General features: G+C 60.0%; 2 protein-coding genes. One reads left to right on the forward strand and one right to left on the reverse strand.

Going from position 1 to position 4,123, the window contains the following annotated elements:
• Positions 1 to 11 precede the first annotated feature (11 nt).
• Positions 12 to 1,085 carry a 23S rRNA (cytidine(2498)-2'-O)-methyltransferase RlmM gene (rlmM, locus tag PMI37_RS27350; RefSeq protein WP_008087427.1) on the reverse strand — a complete coding sequence of 358 codons (1,074 nt, stop codon included), beginning with the start codon at positions 1,083 to 1,085 and terminating at the stop codon, positions 12 to 14.
• 221 nt (positions 1,086 to 1,306) lie between these two features.
• On the opposite strand from rlmM, the gene acnA reads away from it, so the two are divergent.
• A complete protein-coding gene (gene acnA / locus PMI37_RS27355; RefSeq protein ID WP_008087429.1) occupies positions 1,307 to 4,048 on the forward strand; it encodes an aconitate hydratase AcnA in 2,742 nt (913 codons plus the stop codon).
• Positions 4,049 to 4,123: the final 75 nt, after the last annotated feature.

Below are 4,123 nucleotides of genomic sequence, written 5' to 3' on the forward strand. Positions count from 1 at the left end.
ATTGCGGTGTTTTAGCGGGATTTTGTTTTTTTGATGTCGTGTCGGCGCAGGTGGCAGGTCACTTCCTCGCGGTCGTGATAGAGCTGTTTGCAGCCGATATCGACTTTGATCCCGCGCGCCTTGAAGCCATCGGCAATGCGTTCAAGCAAGCGCTTCACTTCGGCATAGCGCTGCTTCATCGGCAACTTCAGGTTGACCACTGCCTCGCGGCAATGCCCCTCACCAATCCACTCTTCGAGCATCGCCGCGTTGCGTGCCGGCTTCTCGACAATGTCGCAGACCATCCAGTCCACCGGTTGCTTGGGCTTGAAGGTAAAACCGTCCGCCATCAAGTGCTGCACCAGACCGGTGTCCATCAGGCTTTCCGCCATCGGGCCGTTGTCGATCGCGGTCACCAGCATGCCGCGATTGACCAGTTGCCAGGTCCAGCCGCCCGGTGCGGCGCCAAGGTCAACACCGGTCATGTCGCTGTGCAGGCGGTCTTCCCACTGATCGCGCGGGATGAAGTGGTGCCACGCCTCTTCCAGCTTCAAGGTCGAGCGGCTCGGTGCTTCGCGCGGAAACTTCAGGCGCGGAATGCCCATTGGCCACATCGCCGAGTTACCCGCGTCAGCCATACCGAGAAACACTTCACGACCACTTTTGAACGTCAGCAGCAGACGCGGTTTGCTGGCGTCATCGACCAGTTTGCCGGCGCCGGTGAGCGCCTTGCGCAGCGGGCCTTCGAATTTCTTGCAGAAGTTCGACAGTTCCTTGCCGTCATTGGTGTCGACGACCTCCAGCCACAGGCTGCCGCACACCGGGAACTCGGCCATGTGCGCGAGGATCACGCTGATGCGGTCGGTTTCCGGCAGATCAATGAAGACGCCGCGCGCCCATTGGCGCGGGAAGATCAGCTCGGCGAAACGCTGGCCGCGCATCAGACGCTCGGCGCCGTCTTCTTCGGTGCAGACAAACTCGGCGCAGGCGGTGGCCGCTTTGGCCTTGGCGTAGCCAGCCACGTTGAGTTGGGCGGCGAGGTCGGAAATCTCCGAACAGACTTCGCCTTCGAAGCCTGGCCGGCAATGCATGAATAGGGTGTTCATTCTTACTCCTGGGCAGCGGGCGATCATTCGGCCCCTGCGCGATGTCCAGACCTTGCGTTGCAGCAAAGCCTGTCACGAAAACCGGCGCATGATAGCCGATGTCGGAACCTTGGTTCCGCTCATAGAGTCCAGTTATTAGCCAGCTACCTAAAACAGGGCTAGGTTTAAAGCTCTATTCGTCCCCCGATCCGTAGCCGTGCGGATTCAAAGGAGTGATCGTAATGCCGTCCCTCGATAGTCTGAAGACCCTTAAAACGCTGCAAATCGACGACAAGACCTACCATTATTTCAGCCTGCCGGATGCCGCCAAAAGCCTGGGCGATCTCGACAAGCTGCCAATGTCGCTGAAAGTCCTGCTGGAAAACCTGCTCCGCTGGGAAGATGAAAAAACCGTCACCGGCGCCGACCTCAAGGCGATTGCCGCCTGGCTCAAGGAGCGTCGCTCCGATCGGGAAATCCAGTACCGCCCTGCCCGCGTATTGATGCAAGACTTTACCGGGGTGCCCGCCGTGGTCGACCTTGCCGCCATGCGCGCGGCGATGGCCAAGGCCGGCGGCGACCCGCAGCGGATCAACCCGCTGTCACCGGTGGATCTGGTGATCGACCACTCGGTAATGGTCGACAAGTTTGCCTCGCCCAGCGCTTTCGAGCAGAACGTCGACATCGAAATGCAGCGCAACGGCGAACGTTATGCCTTCCTGCGCTGGGGCCAGAGCGCCTTCGATAATTTCAGCGTCGTGCCGCCGGGCACCGGCATTTGCCATCAGGTCAACCTTGAATACCTCGGCCGCACCGTGTGGACCAAGGATGAAGACGGCCGCACCTATGCCTTCCCGGACACATTGGTCGGCACCGACTCCCACACCACCATGATCAACGGCCTCGGCGTGCTCGGCTGGGGTGTCGGCGGGATCGAGGCGGAAGCGGCGATGCTCGGGCAACCGGTGTCGATGCTGATTCCGGAAGTGATCGGTTTCAAGCTCACCGGCAAACTCAAGGAAGGCATCACCGCCACCGACCTGGTGCTGACGGTCACGCAGATGCTGCGCAAGAAAGGCGTAGTGGGCAAATTCGTCGAGTTCTACGGTGACGGCCTCGCCGATCTGCCACTGGCTGATCGCGCAACTATCGCCAACATGGCCCCGGAATACGGCGCGACGTGCGGTTTCTTCCCGGTCGACGACGTGACGCTGGAATACCTGCGCCTGTCGGGTCGCCCGCCAGAAACGGTGAAACTGGTCGAGGCCTACACCAAAGCCCAAGGCCTGTGGCGCCTGCCCGGTCAGGAACCGGTGTTTACCGACAGCCTGGCGCTGGACATGGGCAGCGTCGAAGCAAGCCTGGCCGGGCCAAAACGCCCGCAGGATCGCGTGTCGCTGCCGAACGTGCCGCAAGCCTTCAGCGACTTCATCGACCTGCAATTCAAACCCACCAGCAAAGAAGAAGGACGCCTGGAAAGTGAGGGCGGTGGCGGCGTCGCCGTGGGTAATGCCGATCTGGTCGGCGAAACCGAATATGAATACGAAGGCCACACCTATCGCCTGAAAAACGGCGCCGTGGTTATCGCCGCCATCACCTCCTGCACCAACACCTCCAACCCGAGCGTGATGATGGCGGCCGGTCTGTTGGCGAAAAAAGCCGTGGAGAAAGGCCTTACGCGCAAGCCGTGGGTGAAGAGTTCACTGGCGCCGGGCTCGAAAGTGGTGACCGACTACTACAAGGCTGCGGGATTGACGCAATACCTCGACCAACTCGGTTTTTCATTGGTCGGTTATGGCTGCACCACCTGTATCGGCAACTCCGGGCCGCTGCCCGAGCCGATCGAAAAAGCCATTCAGAAAGCCGACCTCACCGTCGCGTCGGTGCTGTCCGGCAACCGCAACTTTGAAGGCCGCGTGCATCCACTGGTGAAAACCAACTGGCTGGCCTCGCCGCCGCTGGTGGTCGCGTATGCCTTGGCTGGCAGCGTACGCAGCGACATCAGCAGTGAACCGCTGGGCGAGGACAAGCAAGGCAATCCGGTGTATCTGCGCGATATCTGGCCATCGAGTAAAGAGATCGCCGATGCGGTGAATCAGGTCAGCACGGCGATGTTCCACAAGGAATACGCCGAAGTGTTTGCCGGCGATGAACAGTGGCAAGCCATCGAGGTGCCGCAAGCGGCGACTTATGTGTGGCAGGACGACTCCACTTACATTCAGCATCCACCGTTTTTCGACGATATTTCCGGGCCGTTGCCACAAATCAAAGATGTCAAAGGCGCGCGGGTTCTGGCCTTGCTCGGCGATTCGGTGACCACTGACCACATCTCCCCCGCCGGCAACATCAAGGCTGACAGCCCGGCCGGGCGTTACTTGCGCGAAAAAGGCGTGGAACCACGGGACTTCAACTCTTACGGCTCACGGCGCGGCAACCACGAAGTGATGATGCGCGGCACGTTCGCCAACATCCGTATTCGTAACGAAATGCTCGGCGGCGAGGAAGGTGGCAACACGATTTACATGCCGACCGGCGAAAAACTGGCGATCTACGACGCAGCCATGAAATATCAGCAATCGGGCACGCCGCTGGTGGTGGTTGCCGGGCAGGAATACGGCACCGGTTCCAGCCGTGACTGGGCGGCCAAGGGCACCAATTTGCTGGGCGTGAAAGCGGTGATCGCCGAGAGTTTTGAGCGGATTCACCGTTCCAACCTCGTGGGCATGGGCGTGTTGCCGCTGCAGTTCAAGCTCGATCAGAACCGCAAGAGCCTCAACCTGACCGGCAAGGAGACTTTCGAGATTCAGGGTTTGACCGGAGTCGAGCTGACCCCACGGATGAACTTGCCGCTGGTGATCACCCGTGAGGATGGGCGTCAGGAGAAAATCGAAGTGCTGTGCCGGATCGACACCTTGAACGAGGTGGAGTACTTCAAGTCGGGCGGGATCTTGCATTACGTCCTGCGCCAGCTGATCGCCTCATAACACATTAACCCCGCAGGAGCTGCCGCAGGCTGCGATCTTTTGATCTTGTTTTTAAGATCAGGATCAAAAGATCGC

Origin of the sequence: Pseudomonas sp. GM80, assembly GCF_000282515.1 — a bacterium.
GTDB lineage: Bacteria > Pseudomonadota > Gammaproteobacteria > Pseudomonadales > Pseudomonadaceae > Aquipseudomonas.